Source organism: Pseudomonas cichorii, from assembly GCF_003700275.1.
Taxonomy (GTDB): domain Bacteria; phylum Pseudomonadota; class Gammaproteobacteria; order Pseudomonadales; family Pseudomonadaceae; genus Aquipseudomonas; species Aquipseudomonas cichorii_B.
Genome location: NZ_RBRE01000052.1, coordinates 1 through 15496, shown reverse-complemented (window position 1 = coordinate 15496; position 15496 = coordinate 1). Strand labels below are relative to the sequence as shown.

The following is a 15496-nucleotide window of genomic DNA, read 5'->3' as shown; positions in this document are numbered from 1 at the left end:
GGCACAGGAATCGAACATGAAAACCTTCAGCAAAGTCTTGACCGGTACTCTTCTGGCCCTGTCCGTTGGCAGCGCCTTTGCCGCGGGCACTGCGGACATCGAACACAACACCCAGGCCTTTCTGGATGCACTGAACTCAGGCACCGGAAAGCCCATCGAGCAGTTGTCGGCCAAGGATGCCCGCGCGGTATTGGTCGGTGCCCAGGCCGGGGTCAAGTTGACGCTGCCCAAGGCCGAGGTCAGCGAGAAGACCATCAAGGTGGACGGTCAATCCATCAGCCTGAACATCGTGCGCCCTGCCGGTGTGAAGGGGGCCTTGCCGGTATTCATGTTCTTCCACGGTGGCGGCTGGGTATTGGGGGACTTCCCGACTCACGAACGTCTGGTTCGTGATCTGGTAGAGGGCTCGGGGGCTGTGGCAGTGTTCGTCAACTACACGCCATCACCGGAAGCGCATTACCCGACAGCGATCAACCAGGCCTATGCCGCGACCAAATGGGTTGCCGAGCACGGCAAGGAAATCAACGTCGATGGCAAGCGGCTGGCCGTGGCGGGCAACAGTGTCGGCGGCAACATGGCGGCAGTAGTCGCCCTGATGGCCAAGGACAAGGGCACTCCGGCCTTGCGGTATCAGGTGCTGCTGTGGCCTGTGACGGACGCCAACTTCAATACCGCTTCCTATGAGCAGTACGCCGAAGGGCATTTCCTGACCCGCAACATGATGAAGTGGTTCTGGGACAACTACACCACGGATGCCGCACAACGCAACGAGATCTATGCCTCGCCGCTGCGTGCGTCCATCGAGCAGTTGCAGGGCTTGCCACCTGCCCTGGTGCAGACCGCCAGTGCCGATGTGCTGCGCGACGAAGGTGAAGCCTATGCCCGCAAGCTGGACCAGGCTGGCGTGGCGGTCACCGCCGTGCGTTACAACGGCATGATCCACGATTACGGCTTGCTCAACGTGGTCAGCCAGGTGCCTGCGGTACGCTCAGCGATGCTGCAGGCTTCCCAGGAGCTCAAGACGCATCTGAAGTAAATCTGCTAGCCATAAAAAAACCCGCATGAATGCGGGTTTTTTTGTATTACGCAGACTGTGCTTATTTAGCACGGCCTTTGTAGGAACCGCCGTCACGGGTATCGATCTCGATCATGTCGCCGATCTCGATGAAGTCTGCAACGCTCAGCTCGGTGCCGTTTTTCAGTTTGGCAGGCTTCATGACCTTGCCCGAAGTGTCGCCGCGAGCGGAACCTTCGGTGTAGTCGACCTGACGCACGATAGTGGTCGGCAGCTCTACGGAAACCAGGCGCTCTTCAAAGAACACGGCTTCGCAGACGTCGGTCATGCCTTCTTCAACGAATGGCAGAACGGCTTCGATGTCTTCGGCGTTCAGTTCGTACATGGTGTAGTCAGTGGTGTCCATGAACGTGTAGGAGTCGCCGCTGATGAAAGACAGGGTAGCTTCCTTGCGATCCAGGATCACGTCGTCCAGCTTGTCGTCTGCACTGTATACGGTTTCAGTCTTGTAACCGGTCAGCAGGTTCTTCAGCTTGGTCTTCATGATTGCGCTGTTACGACCGGACTTGGTGAACTCGGCCTTCTGGACCAGCCAAGGATCGTTGTCGATACGAATCACGGTACCGGGTTTCAGCTCTTTACCAGTTTTCATTGCATATATCCGAATTTGGATTGAAATAGCCAAAGGCTCTGTACGAGAAATAGCCTGCACAGGCATTTCTCGTACAGAGCCTCATATCAAGGCCGCGTATCATAGCGAACTTCGGTAAAACTGTACCAGCGCCGCAGCAAGATCGGTTTGCGAGGCCTGTTGCAGACACCAGCGCTCGGCATGCTTTTCGATCTCGGGCCAACAAGCGTCAAGTGCCTGCCAGCTTGCCGCCAGATCCAGACCGGCACTCCAGGCCTGCCACAGCTCATTCAACGCCTGCCCCGCCGCAGGCGAAAGCCCGGCCAGATAGAGCTCCAGAAAGGCATCGAGCTTGGGCAGATGGGCATCGCCCTCCTGCTGATAGATATGCCACAGCATCGGCCGCCCGGCCCACTGGGCCCGCACAAAAGAGTCTTCGCCGCGCACGACATTGAAATCACAGCACCACAGCAGCCGGTCATAATCCTGCTGCCGGACGAACGGCAAGACCTGAACCACAAGGGCTCCACGCTTCTGCAAGGCACCGACCGGCAGGCTCTCAACTCCCAGCCAGCGCTGGACATCGCCCAGCACCCGACCTTCGGGCACCAGCAAATGAGTCGGGCGCCGAGCATTGGCCAGCAGTTCGAGCCAACTGCCGATACCGGGGTTTTCGTAGGCAAACAGCGAAATCAGACGAGCGTCGCCGCAAGGCTCGATCCCCAGCTGTTGCAGGAAGCCTTGCCGGGCTGCCTTGTCGCGCTGAAAAGCCTGGCGCTGCTCGATGAGCGACTTCTCGCGTAACAGCCCGCCGGTCGTCTCGCGGAAGCCTGGAAAGAAAAAGAACTTTTTCAGGCCACTCGACTGCAGCGAAGGCAGGCCATGGCATCCGGTAACCCACTCTTCGGCACTCAGATAGTCCAGATTGAGCCACACGGGTCTTGGCGAACGTTGCAGCATCGCCTCGGTGTAGGCCGGCGGCAGGCGGCAGGCAAAGGCTTCGACCACTACATCAGGGATGTCCGTAGCCACCCAGGTCTCGGGCCAGTGGCAAACGCTCACGCCTTCCTGCCACTGCTGCGCGGCCTCGGCGCTCGCCTGGGGATACAGACGAACGAACGCCGCCAGATCATCGATCCACAAGCGTACGTCCAGCTCATGCTCGGCCACCAGTTGGCGAGCCAGGCGCCAGGTAACGCCGACATCGCCATAGTTATCGACGACGCTGCAAAAAATGTCCCAAGAGGCTTTCATCCGGGCTCCTTGAGGCTGGATTGAGAAAAACGCTGATTGTCCTCCAGAACAACAGCTTTCCACCAGCGTCAGGCATGGCACAATTGCCACTGTTGCCCACATCAGGAGTTCCGCCATGCCGTCCTACTCGAACCGCCGCGAACTGTATGTTTCCCTGAAGCTGATCGTCTGTATAGCACTGGGTATCTGGCTGGGTGCGATGGCGGTGGTGCTGACGGGCATGCTGTTCTACAAGAACCTGCCGCCCGCCCAGACTCAGGCGCTGGAAAGGGCTGCCGCCCAGTTGCGCGCACCTGCTGCGCCTCAGGAAGAACCGCAGAACGCCATGTTCCAGAAGTACGAGCAGAACCTGCGTGAAAGCGAAGCCCGTCAGGCCCGCGAGCAGGCCCAGGAGCAACAACAGAAGAACTTCAACCGGCCAAAATGCGACTTCTGGATGCAGCAGGACCGCACGGCCCCCAGCGACAGAAGCCGTGCGGGCATCAATGAATACTGCGGATAACCCATGAACAAGGCAGACGTCCTGCTACAGATTGTCGACAGGTTGAAAATCGATCTGGATATCGCTGTGCGTGCCGCGCAGACCGCGTATGAGACTGCCACCCACGAAGAAAACGTCGCCGAGAACAAGTACGACACCCTGGGGCTGGAAGCTTCATACCTGGCAGCCGGTCAGGCTCGCAGGGTAGAAGAGATCCGCCAGGCACTGGCGCTTTACCAGGGTTGGAGTCTCAAGCCGTTCGATGACTCGCGCGGCATCCAGACCGGCGATCTGGTTGCCCTTGAAGATCAGGGCGAGCAATCGCAATACCTGTTCATTGGCCCGGATGCGGCCGGTTTGAAGGTCAATTCAGACAATCAACCCATTACTGTCATCACCGCTCGCGCACCGCTGGGCCAGAATCTACTGGGCAAATTTGAAGGCGATAGGGTTGAAATAACCATCAATGGCCACCGTCAATCCTTTGAAGTTACTCATGCCGTGTGACACGTCTTTCATTTTCAGGGTTCCCGCACAGACTTTTTGTGGGTAATGTAAACCCTTGTTAAACAGGGACTACACCGCAGCAAGCAAGGACTAAATCAAGGAGATTTTTCATGACGAACGTCATCGCCTTTCCTGACGCCCATGAACGTGATCGCCTGAAGTCCAGCGAAGAACCGGCGTTGAGATACTTGAACAAGAAAGAGCGGCTGCTGATCGATCAATTGCGCTCGACCAGCCATGCAGGACGCCAGTATGTTTATGACTATGCGAGCATCATGCAGCTGTCAAAACCTCTGTACCCGGAGCCGGTGGACTAAACCATCTGTTCATTCATAACGCAGCCTGACTGAACAGGCCGCCACGCAAGCCGCCACTTGGGGCATTCATATCCTGTGAAGCCCCAATGCTGACCCTGTGCACCCGTACTTTATAAAAACCACCCTCTTCCCAGCACTTGCACCTCTCTCCTGCTGCTTCCAGCAGCGGCATGCCTGCGCTTTTTTCGCGCTTTACTTTGCATCGACAATCACATAAATATTATGACCATAATTTTTATGATCCCTATGTCGTCCAGGAGTACAGCGCCATGCAAAACCTCTCGCGTGATGAAAAACTGGCTTTATGGATCGAGGAAGAGAGGTACATGCGCACTCGTCTGGCCCCGCCAGGTACCACCAGTCTTGCAGAAGTGGCGGCACTGGAGCCTTTCGATTTTCTGGAAGGCATTGGACGAGGCGAACTCCCCTGCCCGCCGATTGGCGATCTGATGGACTTTATCCCGCTGCAATGGCAACCCGGACTGTTCATCTTTCAGGGCACACCCGACAGTCGTCACTACAACCCGCTGGGCAGTGTGCATGGCGGGTATGCCGCGACATTGCTGGACTCATGCATGGGCTGCGCGATCCACACCGAACTCAAGAAAGGCCAGGGCTATACCACCCTCGATTTGCGGGTCAGTTATGTACGGGCGTTGAGCGACAAGGTCGGGCCAGTGAGGGCCGAGGGCAAGGTCATTCATCTGGGACGCTCGACAGCGCTGGCCGAAGGCCGCCTATATGACGTGGATGATCGTTTGTACGCGACGGCCAGCACGACCTGCATGATTCTGGACATGCAGCGCCGGGAATAACTGAGAAGAATTGGCGGAGACGGGATCTGCCTGAGCCTTCCACAGAGCCCGAACGAACTCTGTGGAAGCACAATGGCTTATTGCAGCAACGAGTAGACCAGCGCGGTAATCGCCACGATACCCGCGGTGACCACGAAGATGTTGGACAGCTTGCCAGCGTATTGGCGCATGGCAGGAACCTTGTGGATCGCGTACATCGGCATCAGGAACAGCAATGCCGAGATCACCGGACCACCGAGGGTTTCGATCATGCCCAGGATGCTTGGGTTGAGGGTTGCAACCAGCCAGCACACCACCAGCATGAACCCGGCAGTTACCCGGTCCAGAGTACGCGGTGCAGGACGGCGGCCGGTTTTCACGATCAGGCCTTTCAAGCCTTCGCTGGCACCGATGTAGTGACCCAGGAAGGATTTGGCGATGGCCACGAAAGCAATCAGCGGTGCGACGAAGGCGATGGTCGGATTGCTGAAATGGTTGGCCAGATACGAAAGGATCGAGATGTTCTGCGCCTTGGCTTCAGCCAGTTGGGCAGGCGACAGGGTCAGCACGCAACTGAACACGAAGAACAGCACCATCACCACCATCAAACCGTGGGCACGGGCCAGAATCTGCGAGCTGCGCACATCGGCATTCTTGCCGTACAGGCGCTTCTGATCCACGGCGAAGGCAGAAATGATCGGCGTATGGTTGAAGGAGAACACCATTACCGGAATCGCCAGCCACAGCGCAGGCAGGAATGCCGAGGGCTCAGGCAGAGTGGTCGCGGTGCTCAGGATGCCGCCGGTCCAGTGCGGGATCAGGTACACCGACAGGAACACCAGCGCGACGATGAACGGATAGACCATCAGACTCATGGCCTTGACGATCAATCGCTCGCCACAACGCACCACGGCCAGCAAGCCAAGGATCAGCACAAAGGCCAGCAGCGCTCGCGGCGGGGCCTGCACATGCAGTTGATGCTCAAGAAAGCTGGTCACGGTGTTGGTCAACGCCACGCTGTAGATCAGCAGGATCGGGAAGATCGCGAAGAAATACAGCAGCGTGATCATGGCCCCGGCGCTCTTGCCGAAATGCTCTTCGACCACTTCAGTGATGTCGGCCCCGTCGCGCCCGGAAAGCACGAAACGAGTCAGACCACGGTGTGCATAAAACGTCATGGGAAAAGCCAGCAACGCCAACGCCAGCAGTGGCCAGAAACCACCTATGCCAGCGTTGATCGGCAGGAACAGAGTGCCGGCACCGATAGCGGTACCGAACAGACCGAGCATCCAGGTTGTATCGTGACGATTCCACGCAGCTATGTTCGCGGGTTCTGCATCCAGGCGTTCTACGACGCCATTGGCCTGATCATTCATCCGGTCTGGTCTCCGTGGCCGGTTATTCAAATCGGGTGGGGGATACGAACTTGGCAGTCAAGATCCCACCCGAAACAGGGGGGCGCGATTGTCAGGGATCACGGAGGGAAATCAAAGAGTTATCGGACCGAACGTCGGATAGTGGCGAGCAAATGCACAAAGATGTGCGAAACAGGCCAACGTTGTCCCGGATATCTGCTACAGGCCGGGCAAGAACAGCACGTCCTTACCCGGCGATGCCGGACTACATCCAGCCCCGCCACTTCCAGTAGGTCATGCCGAACACCAGCATTAACACATAACCAATGAGGGTCATGGGAATGCCGACACTGGCGAACTGGCGGGCATTGAAGGTTTCCGTTCCCAGGCAGACCATATTCTGCGGCGCGTTGATCGGCAGGATAAAACCGTAGCTGACCACAAAGCCGAGCAGCATGGTCATGCCTAGCCGATTGAAATCTCCCGGCAGGGTTTGCAGCACGGCAATCAGGATCGGCAATAACGCCGAGGTCAAGGCTGTTGCGCTGGCAAAACCCAAGTGAATCAGAATCAGGAATGCCCCCAGAACAGCGAAGATCCCCAACGAACCCAACTGATCGAGCCCGGTTCTCGCCACTACCTGGCCGCCCAGCCATTGACCGGCCTGGGTCGTCAGCAAAGCTGTCCCCAGGCTGATGCCGACGCCGAACACAATCACGGTTCCCCAGGGAATGCGTGACTGCACATCCTTCCAGGTCATCACGCCCCAGCGCGGCAGAAGCAGGATCACCAAACCTGCATAGGTGGTGGAGGTGGTATCGAAACTGTGCAGCTTGCCCTCGGTCGACCAGAACATCAGCAGCAGCACCGAAACGCTCAGCAGGCGCTTCTGGGCCCCGGTCATCGGACCGATCTCGGCCAACGATTTCGCAACCGCTTCCTTGCCGCCGGGAATACTGTCGCTTTCCGGTGGCAGAAGCTTGAGGACCAGCAGAATCAGCACACCCGACATGATCAGAGCCCAGGGAGCTCCGGCGATCAGCCAGTCGATCCAGGAAACCCGCTGCCCGAGCATCTTGTCCATGAAACCTGCTGTCAGCAGGTTCTGCGCGGCTGCGGTCTGGATGCCGATGTTCCAGACGCTGGTGCCCTGGGCCACGATGATCATGATCGCCACGGCGATATTCGAGCGCTTGTCGACTCCGAATGCCGCAATCACGCCCATCATGATCGGTACCACACAGGCACTGCGCGCCGTCGCACTGGGCACCACCAGGCTGAGCAGGATGGTTACGACAATGGCACCGATCATGATTCTGCGAGTACTGGTGCCGACCCGTGACAGGGTCACCAGAGCAATGCGCCGATCCAGCCCGGTATGGGTCATGGCCGCCGCCAGGAACAGCGCCCCGGTGACCAGCGCCAGTGCCGGATTGGAAAAGCCAGTCAGTGCCATGGTGATCGCTGCGGACGACCCGTAAAGCACCGATGGATCCTGCAAGGTGGGAGCCAGGCCGACCAGAAACGCAATCAGCGAGGTGATCATGATGGCGCTGGCTTCGTAGGAAACGGCCTCGGTAATCCATACCACCACGGCAAAGGCCAGGATCGCCAGCATTCGATGGCCCGCAACCGGCAAGTCGGCGGGCATGGGCAAGCACAGCACCCCGACCATCACCAGCACACCAATCACCAGACCAACGGGAATCCTGACCTTGCCCGGCGGTACTTCAGGCGTATTTACAGACACGTTCATGCGGGTTCCTGTATCCATTCCATCGAAATCCACGCTCGCAGAGGCTAGCGCTACAGTCCCGGCCATTCTGGACCTGCGCCGATATCAGGCCCTTGATATCGGTCAAGCACGGATCACATGGCCCGCCTAGAAAGAACGAGCCACTGATGCATGAAATTAGTTACCGCCTACAATTGACAATGATTATCATCCAACTTAATTTGTTGCGCGATATGTCGGGGCCTCCCTGAAAACCTCTACTGTCAGGTGATTTGCATGCCGCAACGACTAACCCTACGAAGCTGTGGCACTTCTCTGCTGCAGGCCTTCGCCATAAACCGGCCGATCCGCGCCAGGGTTGGCGCCCGTCTGGCCGGTTGTACTCCTCGCGCAGAAGATGTCGTGCAGGACGCATCACCCGATTCCTCAACCGATTCCTCACCCGTAAACCTCGCAACACGTGAGCACCTCAGCGAAGCCCTGGCGCAATTGCCCAGCCAGACTCGATATGCCTTCGAGATGTACCGCCTGCATGGCGTGTCACAAAAAGAAATCGCCTGTAACCTTGGTGTATCGCCGAGTGTGGTCAATTTCATGATTCGCGATGCGTTGGTCCACTGCCGTAAAGTCTCGCGCCACACGCTGTAATCTCCCCCTCCTGCGCAGGACCACCCGCCTTGTGCTGTAAGCCCCTTCCTTTATATGCCGCTTGGCATATGCCGACTGGCAGTGTCAGCCGCCCACCGAAATCAAGTAGCATGGATCCATCACGAAAATAGCATTACTAGATGTGTCGAATGCCAGTATGCTGCAAATGCGATTTAAGAAATCGTCGCTGCATCGATTAATCTATTCATGTGAAAATACTCCGTAACACTTTGCGGGCCATAGTCGGGAGGCTCATCACATGCGATATGCCCTGGATCATAAAGCCCAAACCCATCAGCGCATCATCAAGGAAGCGTCTGCGCGCTTTCGTCGTGATGGCATTGGTGCAACCGGTCTGCAGCCGCTAATGAAAGCGCTGGGCCTGACACATGGCGGTTTCTACGCCCACTTCAAATCCAAGGATGACCTTGTAGAGCAGGCCCTGCTGAGCACTCTGGACGAAGTCAAAGAGCTCACCGGCAAGATATTCTCCATGGAAGAATCGATGCCGGGCCTCATCGACTCGTATCTCTCAACCGACCATCGCGACTCACCCGAGTCCGGCTGCCCATTGCCAAACATGTGCGCCGAACTGGGCCAGCGTGGTCAGCCCAGCATGACGACCGATGAAATCATCCTGCATTTGCATGCGTTGATTGCAAAAGCGCTACCTGGAGAAAATACCCAGGAAAGAAGCCTTTCCATGCTTTCGACACTGGTTGGAGCGCTGGTACTGTCGCGCAGCACTCATAGCGCCGAGCTGTCGGAGCAGATTCTCAGTACTGCGCGCCAAAGACTCCAGCTGGAAATAAAACAGGTCAGTTGAGCATGCAGGCCCGGAATGCTGGACCTGCAAGAGCATCTGTTGCGTTACTGAACATTGAATGAAAGCCCGACTGCGGGTCAGACTTTCATGGCAATGTTATTCAACCGACAACTTGTCGCGATTCTTGTCGAGAATGGCCTTGCCGATCCCTTTGACCTCAATCAGTTCGTAGACCGATGCAAACTCGCCATTGGCCTCGCGATAAGCAACTATCGCATTGGCCTTGTTCTTGCCGATCCCTGCAAGAGCCTTCTGAAGTGTGTCTGCATCGGCCTTGTTGATATTGACGGTGTCGACTTTCTGCTCCGGCGCAACAGCATGCGGGGCCATTGTTTCAGTCATCGTTTGCCCAGCGGGTGCAGGTGCTGCAGTGACGGCAACCGAGACACTGGTCAGCAGGGCAAAGAGTAACGAGGAAAAAAGATCGGTTCGCATAGATAACGCTCCATAGTGATTAAAAGGCAACATTCCAAATGTCGCCTTCGCAATCTAGACCAATCGTTATCAGTGTCAATGAAGTAGAAAGTATCGACTTGTGTCCCGCCAAAGATTAAAAATCATGCAACACTTTAATTCAGCCAATATATATTCCAAATATTAGCGAAACTTCCCTTACTTGCAATCGGGCTCGCGGCGGCGCTCCTGATATATCCAGTCAACAATCTCCCCTTCGGGCGCATAACCACTGACCGTTTCACGCAATAACTGGCGAACCCGGTTGTAGTCATCTTTATCGACGGCATCGAGCAAGGTTTTCAACCGCCCCTTGAGCACTTCCCACTGCAGATGATCTTCGTTGGCGCTCATGATCATCGGGTGTTCGGTAGCCACGACGTTTTCACCGATGAGTAATTCTTCGTAAAGCTTTTCACCCGGGCGCAAACCCGTGAACTCGATGGAAATATCGCCTTGAGGGTTCTTCTGCGAACGAATGCTCAGGCCTGACAGATGAATCATCTTTTCGGCCAGCTCGACAATCCTCACGGGCTCGCCCATGTCCAGGACAAAGACATCGCCGCCCTGCCCCATCGAGCCGGCCTGGATGACCAGTTGCGCCGCCTCGGGAATGGTCATGAAGTAGCGGGTGATCTTCGGATGAGTCACCGTCAGCGGCCCGCCGGACTGGATCTGCTTGTGGAACAGCGGAATCACCGACCCTGAAGAGCCCAGTACATTGCCGAAGCGAACCATGACGAAACGGGTCTTGTTGACCTGATGGACATTGGCCCCGTCACCAAAGATCACCGGCGCGGTTTCCTGGCTCAGCGCCTGCAGAATCAACTCGGCCAGCCGCTTGGTGCTGCCCATGACGTTGGTCGGCCTGACCGCCTTGTCGGTAGAGATCAGGACGAAGTTGGAAACCCCGGCCTGCAACGCAGCCTGTGCAGTGTTGAGGGTGCCGATGACGTTATTGGCAACCCCTTCTGCAATATTGTGCTCGACCATCGGCACATGTTTGTAGGCGGCGGCGTGATAGACCGTATCGACCTTCCAGGTCTTCATGATATCCAGCAGCTTGGGATGGTCACGCACAGACCCCAGGATTGGCAGCAGCCTGACCCGCAGGGATTCACGCATGACCCGCTGCTCAAGCTCGGACAATATGGAGTAAAGATTGAATTCGCTGTGGTCGAGCAGCAACAGCTTGGTCGGTTCCAGCTCGAGGATCTGCCGGCACAACTCCGAGCCGATCGAGCCACCGGCCCCCGTTACCAGTACCGTTTGCCCCTTGATACAGCGCTCAAGCAGATTGGCCCTGGCAGGAACCGAGTCGCGCCCCAGCAGGTCGGCAATGTCGACCTCTTGCAGATCATCGACCTTGACCCGCCCCGAAGCCAGGTCCATGAAACCTGGAACACTGCGCACGTGCAGGGGGAAACCTTCCAGAAAGCCGAGGATTTCCCGGCGACGGCCGCGCGACGAAGACGGAATAGCCAACAGGATTTCCTGGGCTCCGGTGACTTCGATCATGCGTTGAATATGCTTGGGCTTGTAGACCTGTAGTCCGGAAATTACTCGATTGGAAATTGATTCGTCGTCATCGATAAAGGCAACCGGACGCATATGCCTGCCCATTCGCAAGGCTGCCACAAGCTGATTGCCGGCGGCACCCGCGCCATAGATGGCGACCTTTGGCAGACCATCATCGCGATTGGCGAAAGGCACGTGCTGGGCAGCGACAAACCAGTCGCCGAGAAAGTACTGCCGCATAGCCAGACGCAGGCCACCGATCATGACCATGCTCAACCACCAGTAGTTGAACATGATCGAACGGGGCACAACCTGCTTGTGATTGCTGTAGAGATAGACCACGCCGCCCAGAATGATCGCAGACAGCGTGACGGCCTTGATGATGGCGATCAGCGCATCATTGCCGAAGTAACGCATCACGGCGCGGTACATGCCGAAGCGGATAAACAGCGGGATGGCTACGAGCGGAGCACTGACGAAAAGCCAGGTGTGCTTTTCCAGCGGGTTGACCAGATCTTCGATCCCAAGGCGAACGACAAATGCCATCCACAGTGCAAACCAGACCAGAACGAGGTCAGCAGCGACTTGAACCATTCGCTTTTTCCGCCGCGGCAAGGCCAGCAGAAAAATTCGCAATCTGTTCATGCCCTCATCACTCTCCTCGTTCTCTATGGAGCGTTACACTCAATACCCGAAGCCAATGCAGACATACAAAGAATCAATTTATATGAAAAACCGCGAAAACTTAACTTAATTGGATTCCAGGCGGCCCGCATCGAACCTGAGAGCCAAGATGACCAGCGGCACATAGGCAATCAGCACGCCCGTCACACCATCGCCACCCAATACCGACACCCACAAGGCCACAGGCAGCAACCAGCAGATATTGATAATACCCACGGCCAGGGTCACCGGAAGGTGCTTGCCATAGCGGCGCGATGCAAACTGATAGGCATGGCTGCGATGAGCCTCGTACACCTTGTCTCCACGCAGCAAACGGCGAGCAAGCGTCACGGTGGCATCGACGATGAAAACCCCCAGCAGGATCAACCATGCCCAGAATAGCTGAGATGAAGCCCATGCAGCCTGAACAGAAAGCATACCCAGCGCGATTCCCAGAAACCCGCTGCCCGCATCGCCCATGAATATCCGTGCTGGCGGGAAATTCCAGTAGAGAAAGCCAATGACCGCAGCGGCCAGCAGCGCAGGCCCCCAGAGCAGATCGCCGAAACCACCCAGCACATAAATGAGGCTGATGCCGCCGCAGACCGTTACGGCCTCGACACTGGCGATGCCATCGATGCCGTCCATGAAGTTATAGAGGTTCAGCATCCAGACCAGGTAAAAAGCGGCAAGCACCTGGCCGATGATTCCCAGATCGACGCTGAAACCAAAGAAATTGAGCGGTGCCAATCCTCCCAGCCACACAAGCGCCCAGGCCGCCGCAGCGAAATGGCCGAGCAAACGCCAGCGGGCAGCAATGTGCCCGTGATCGTCCATGAAGCCAATCAAGGCCACCAGACCACCCGCCCCACCGATGGCAATCAGGGCTGCAGACGGAACCCGGTCATCCCATGCCAACAGCAGTATGGAAAGCAGAAACGCCACGACTATGGCAACTCCACCACCACGCGGTGTTGGAATAGTGTGGGAACTACGCGCATTGGGAACATCCATCAGGCTTCGGGACAGGGCATACCTGCGAAGCACTGCGGTCAATACCAGGGATAAAAGCGCTACAGCGATTACCGACAACCACTCAACCATTTTTTGCGTTCCAGAAAATACAGCCCTGTTTATTTCATCGTGTCATCCACCCTCAGCGATGGCGGCCACTTGAGCATCGTACAGGTTTTGAAAATATCGACCTGCAAAGAATCACGAAGTCCTTGGGAAAAACCCTTTTACCGACCATTACAGCCATACGAACGGTCATGTCATGCATGTGACCACCCGATAAGGCGCGCGAATATTACGTATAGCGGTCCACTTATCAACCGAAATATGCGACCAGTTGCCCACCTCCTGCAGTGGGCAACTGGTTCAGGGCACAAGTAACTCCAGACGTCGATTTGCCAGCGAATACTTACGATTTAAAACATTACCCAACGCCTTCCTGGCACTCGACTCACCGTGCACCAGCCTTACCTGCCCCGGCCACTCGGCCATGCCTGTGACAAATCCGACCAGCCCTTGCTGATCCGCATGAGCGGAATAGCCGGCCACGGTAGAGACACCGGCACGAATATCGAATCGCTCACGATCAAGCTCGACATACCCGCCAACCGGACCATGCTTCTGGATCGCAGCACCTGGCGTGCCCTTGGCCTGATAACCCACGAAAACCACGTTATGCCGTTTATCACCCAGCATGGCTTTCAGATAATTGACGATTCGTCCGCCCGCACACATGCCATTGCCAGCGATGACGATGGCTGGCCGGGCAGTACTGGCCAGATAATTGACCGTCTGCAGATGCTGGGCATGACTGTCGATGGTAATCAGTTGAGAGAACCCCAGCGGTCGTCTGCCGCTGTTCAGGCGCTGTTGCGCATCCTCATCCCAATAATCCTCGAACTCCTGATAAACCCTGGTGAAGCGGCTGGCCAGAGGAGAATCGAGAATGATCGGTAACTGCGGCCAATCCATCGCTAACGCAGACTGATCGGCAGTATCGACAGTCCTGCCCGACAGGCTTTTGCGGCGCAGGATATCCTCCAGTTCGTACAGCAACTCCTGAGTGCGCCCGATGCTGAACGCGGGCAGCAAGACCGTGCCATGATCCTCCAGCGCCTGATCGATAACCTGCTCAAGGCGTGACTGCCGCGTGGCACGGTCCTCATGAAGACGGTCGCCATAGGTGCTTTCAAGCACCAGATGTCTGCCCGCTCAGGCGATTTCGGTGCGGGAAGCATCGGTGCATGATCAGCACCCAGATCGCCGGAAAACACCACACGCTGGGTACGCCCGTCCAGCGGATAGCGAAGATCGCATTCGACATAGGCAGAGCCCAGGATATGTCCGGCGCGCTGCAGGCGAACCTTGCAGACCAGCGTGTCAGTGTTGACCAGATCAAACCAGTGGTCGAAGGGCAAGGCAATCACGCGCTTTTCGATCGCCGCCAGATAGCGCTCAATCTGCTTGCGGTCATGGTGAAACTCGAACTTGAGAAGATCCTCCATGACCAGCGGCAACAGATGAGCAGAAGGCTCACTGCACAATATTGGCCCCCGATAGCCGGAAGCCAGCAATTGGGGAATTCGTCCAACATGGTCAAAGTGTACGTGAGTAACGATCAGGGCCTTGATATCGGCCGGCGAGAAATCGAACGTTCCGTCCTTCGCTCCAGGCTCACTCGCTTGCAACGCCCCACAATCAATCAACAGACTATTGGCAGCATCCATACATAACTGATGACAAGAGCCGGTTACATATTGCGTTGCACCGTGATGAATGATTTCAGGGAAAAACATACAGCCACCTTTTCTACGAGCAAGGCCTGACTGGCGAGCACACTTAAAGAGCGCCGGAGCCTGGCATCGAATGATTGAAGAGGTGGCATATTCAGCGTCGAAAGGCTTATCTTCAAGCCTTGACAGATGCGCCAAAAATCAAGAACAAAACAATAAAATGCAACATCACATGATAAACATGCCTGAATATCGGGCGCTGCTCAAAAACAGCGCAACAGGACTATAAGCAGGAACTAACTTTCCACACAAATAAGAAGAAAACTCCTACAAACAAATTCAACACAGAACTTATAAGCAAGAAGCTGTTTTATCAGAGTAGTTAGATGAAGCCCGGCAGAGAGCCCGGAAAAGCCCTCACGCGCCAACGAGCCCCGAACGGAAAGTCAGGCCCGTTCTGCTTTACCCGATGACGAAGGTATCTGCCTTAGGCTTTGTACGAAAAATCGGCGAGCGAAGGTCAGGCAAGGCAAAAACAGGCGAGGAACGGTC

Annotated in this window: 14 protein-coding genes and 1 pseudogene; 7 read left to right on the top strand and 8 right to left on the bottom strand. The window is 56.4% G+C overall.

Annotated elements, in window-relative coordinates; translation table 11 throughout:
* The first annotated feature begins 16 nt into the window (after nucleotides 1-16).
* Nucleotides 17-1036, top strand: coding sequence for an alpha/beta hydrolase (locus ALQ04_RS14395; protein ID WP_122316426.1), 1020 nt, complete (start codon nucleotides 17-19; stop codon nucleotides 1034-1036).
* Between the two features lie 61 nt (nucleotides 1037-1097).
* Here ALQ04_RS14395 and ALQ04_RS14390 read toward each other — a convergent pair whose 3' ends face one another.
* Nucleotides 1098-1667: an elongation factor P gene (locus ALQ04_RS14390; RefSeq protein WP_117164043.1), complete on the bottom strand. Its 570-nt coding sequence runs from the start codon at nucleotides 1665-1667 to the stop codon at nucleotides 1098-1100.
* A gap of 99 nt (nucleotides 1668-1766) precedes the next feature.
* Entirely contained in the window at nucleotides 1767-2900 is a 1134-nt protein-coding gene (gene earP, locus ALQ04_RS14385; protein ID WP_122316425.1) for an elongation factor P maturation arginine rhamnosyltransferase EarP, read from the bottom strand.
* Nucleotides 2901-3015: 115 nt separating this feature from the next.
* On the opposite strand from earP, the gene ALQ04_RS14380 reads away from it, so the two are divergent.
* The 4 genes from ALQ04_RS14380 (at nucleotide 3016) to ALQ04_RS14365 (ending at nucleotide 5020) form a co-directional block, all read left to right on the top strand.
* Nucleotides 3016-3402, top strand: coding sequence for a hypothetical protein (locus ALQ04_RS14380; protein ID WP_122316424.1), 387 nt, complete (start codon nucleotides 3016-3018; stop codon nucleotides 3400-3402).
* A 3-nt stretch (nucleotides 3403-3405) separates the two neighbouring features.
* Nucleotides 3406-3888, top strand: a complete 483-nt coding sequence (locus ALQ04_RS14375) for a GreA/GreB family elongation factor (protein ID WP_122316423.1) — start codon at nucleotides 3406-3408, stop codon at nucleotides 3886-3888.
* Between the two features lie 110 nt (nucleotides 3889-3998).
* Nucleotides 3999-4205 carry a hypothetical protein gene (locus tag ALQ04_RS14370; protein WP_122316422.1) on the top strand — a complete coding sequence of 69 codons (207 nt, stop codon included), beginning with the start codon at nucleotides 3999-4001 and terminating at the stop codon, nucleotides 4203-4205.
* Between the two features lie 269 nt (nucleotides 4206-4474).
* Nucleotides 4475-5020 (top strand): PaaI family thioesterase, encoded by a 546-nt coding sequence (locus ALQ04_RS14365; RefSeq protein ID WP_122316421.1) that lies wholly within the window; start codon nucleotides 4475-4477, stop codon nucleotides 5018-5020.
* A gap of 77 nt (nucleotides 5021-5097) precedes the next feature.
* Here ALQ04_RS14365 and ALQ04_RS14360 read toward each other — a convergent pair whose 3' ends face one another.
* Nucleotides 5098-6375 carry an aromatic amino acid transport family protein gene (locus tag ALQ04_RS14360; RefSeq protein WP_122316420.1) on the bottom strand — a complete coding sequence of 426 codons (1278 nt, stop codon included), beginning with the start codon at nucleotides 6373-6375 and terminating at the stop codon, nucleotides 5098-5100.
* A 244-nt stretch (nucleotides 6376-6619) separates the two neighbouring features.
* The gene (locus ALQ04_RS14355; protein WP_122316419.1) at nucleotides 6620-8110 is read right to left on the bottom strand and encodes a DASS family sodium-coupled anion symporter; all 1491 of its coding nucleotides are present in this window, start codon (nucleotides 8108-8110) and stop codon (nucleotides 6620-6622) included.
* Nucleotides 8111-8365: 255 nt separating this feature from the next.
* Here ALQ04_RS14355 and ALQ04_RS14350 point away from each other — a divergent pair, with 255 nt between their 5' ends.
* On the top strand, nucleotides 8366-8737 hold the full coding sequence (locus ALQ04_RS14350; protein ID WP_122316418.1) for a sigma factor-like helix-turn-helix DNA-binding protein: 372 nt from the start codon (nucleotides 8366-8368) through the stop codon (nucleotides 8735-8737).
* A gap of 259 nt (nucleotides 8738-8996) precedes the next feature.
* Nucleotides 8997-9563, top strand: coding sequence for a TetR/AcrR family transcriptional regulator (locus ALQ04_RS14345; RefSeq protein WP_122316417.1), 567 nt, complete (start codon nucleotides 8997-8999; stop codon nucleotides 9561-9563).
* Between the two features lie 96 nt (nucleotides 9564-9659).
* Here the strand turns inward: ALQ04_RS14345 and ALQ04_RS14340 are convergent, their stop codons facing one another.
* The 4 genes and pseudogenes from ALQ04_RS14340 to ALQ04_RS14325 all read right to left on the bottom strand — a co-directional run bounded on the left by ALQ04_RS14340 (nucleotide 9660) and on the right by ALQ04_RS14325 (nucleotide 15007).
* Nucleotides 9660-9998 (bottom strand): helix-hairpin-helix domain-containing protein, encoded by a 339-nt coding sequence (locus ALQ04_RS14340; RefSeq protein ID WP_122316416.1) that lies wholly within the window; start codon nucleotides 9996-9998, stop codon nucleotides 9660-9662.
* Nucleotides 9999-10175: 177 nt separating this feature from the next.
* A complete protein-coding gene (locus tag ALQ04_RS14335; RefSeq protein WP_122316415.1) occupies nucleotides 10176-12179 on the bottom strand; it encodes a nucleoside-diphosphate sugar epimerase/dehydratase in 2004 nt (667 codons plus the stop codon).
* 105 nt (nucleotides 12180-12284) lie between these two features.
* The gene (locus ALQ04_RS14330) at nucleotides 12285-13301 is read right to left on the bottom strand and encodes a glycosyltransferase family 4 protein (RefSeq protein ID WP_122316414.1); all 1017 of its coding nucleotides are present in this window, start codon (nucleotides 13299-13301) and stop codon (nucleotides 12285-12287) included.
* Between the two features lie 276 nt (nucleotides 13302-13577).
* Nucleotides 13578-15007: pseudogene (locus ALQ04_RS14325) on the bottom strand (MBL fold metallo-hydrolase RNA specificity domain-containing protein).
* Between the last annotated feature and the right edge of the window lie 489 nt (nucleotides 15008-15496).